A 1,473-nucleotide genomic window follows, 5' to 3' on the forward strand; every position below is an offset into this window, starting at 1 on the left:
TACACTGGTACCCATAGACTGGACACTTTAAAAAAAGGTGTTCAGGCTATGGGTACCTTTTTGTATACTGAAGAAACAACGGAGGGGATTAGATTGAGCAAGAAGCGATTTACGGAAGATGAACGTGAGAAGCTGTCAAAGAATAGATACGTAATCAAAGTTAGTGATAAAGCGATAACCTACGCGGATGAATTTAAGCAGTTATTTATTGACCAATACATGACAGGCAAAACCCCAAGAGAGATCTTTGAAGCTCATGGATTTGATGTTACCGTCATTGGAATGAAGCGAGTAGAACAATCTGCCGAACGTTGGAAGAAAGCATACGAACAAGGTGGTATTATCGGACTAGCTGACTCCCGAAAAGAAGCCTCTGGACGTCCTTTGCGACGGGAGTTATCCCAGGATGAAATCATCGCAAAACAAGAAGCAAGGATTAAACTGCTTGAATCTCAGGTTGACCTGTTAAAAAAGCTAGACACGAAAGAAAGGTTGCTGGTAGCCAAAGGAATGAACCTAAGCAAGGTTAAGTTGTTTGAACTCATTAAGGACGCCGTGGATCAAGGCTTAGGACGTATGACGGGCTACCTTTGCTCGTTGTTTAACGTTTCCCGCTCGGGTTATTACAGCTACATACATGCCGCAGATTCCCGCTTAAAGCGGGCTCTTTCCGATGCCAAAGCGGGAGACTTAATTAAGAAGGCTTTCCAACGGAGAGGATATAAGAAGGGCTCTCGCTCCATCAAGATGATTCTTGAGAACGAGTTTGGCGTCATTTATAACCTAAAGAAGATCCGTAGGCTTATGAAGAAATTTAATATCGTTTGTCCTCATAGAAAGCCTAATCCCTACAAGCGCATGGCTAAGGCTACGCAGGAACATCGGACCCTTCCAAACACTCTCCAGAGGGATTTTAAGAAGGGTATCCCTGGTCTAGCATTGCTTACCGACATCACTTATCTCCCGCACGGCCGTTCAGAGATGGCCTATATGTCGACCATATTGGACGCCTCAACAGGTGAGGTCCTCTCTTACAACGTATCCAATCGGCTCACATTGGACATTGCCACGGATACCGTTGATGCTCTCAAGAAACAGAAGCGTGTAAAGCTCCATAAGGATGCTTTTATCCACTCGGATCAGGGCAGCCATTATACCAGTCCAAAATACCAGGAGCTATTAAAGAAGAATGGATTAGGCCAGTCGATGTCCAGACGCGGAAATTGTTGGGACAATGCCCCTCAAGAATCGTTCTTCGGCCACATGAAGGACCATGTAGATCATCGTAGTTGCCGTTCTTTACAAGAGCTGAAACTTGAAGTTGACCGCTACATCCGCTATTACAACAATCACCGATATCAATGGGGATTAAAAAAGATGACCCCTGTTCAGTACAGGAATCATCTATTATTGGTTTCCTAATTGTTCAATACCACTCTTTTTTTAAGTGTCCTTGACATAGGGTCCAGATTA

At 44.1% G+C, this 1,473-nt stretch carries 1 protein-coding gene; it reads left to right on the plus strand.

Going from position 1 to position 1,473, the window contains the following annotated elements:
• The first annotated feature begins 93 nt into the window (after positions 1-93).
• A complete protein-coding gene (locus tag L1N85_RS26975; RefSeq protein ID WP_235242095.1) occupies positions 94-1,422 on the plus strand; it encodes an IS3 family transposase in 1,329 nt (442 codons plus the stop codon).
• The last annotated feature ends 51 nt before the right edge of the window (positions 1,423-1,473 follow it).

Origin of the sequence: Paenibacillus alkaliterrae, from assembly GCF_021532375.1 — a bacterium.
Classification (GTDB): domain Bacteria; phylum Bacillota; class Bacilli; order Paenibacillales; family Paenibacillaceae; genus Pristimantibacillus; species Pristimantibacillus alkaliterrae.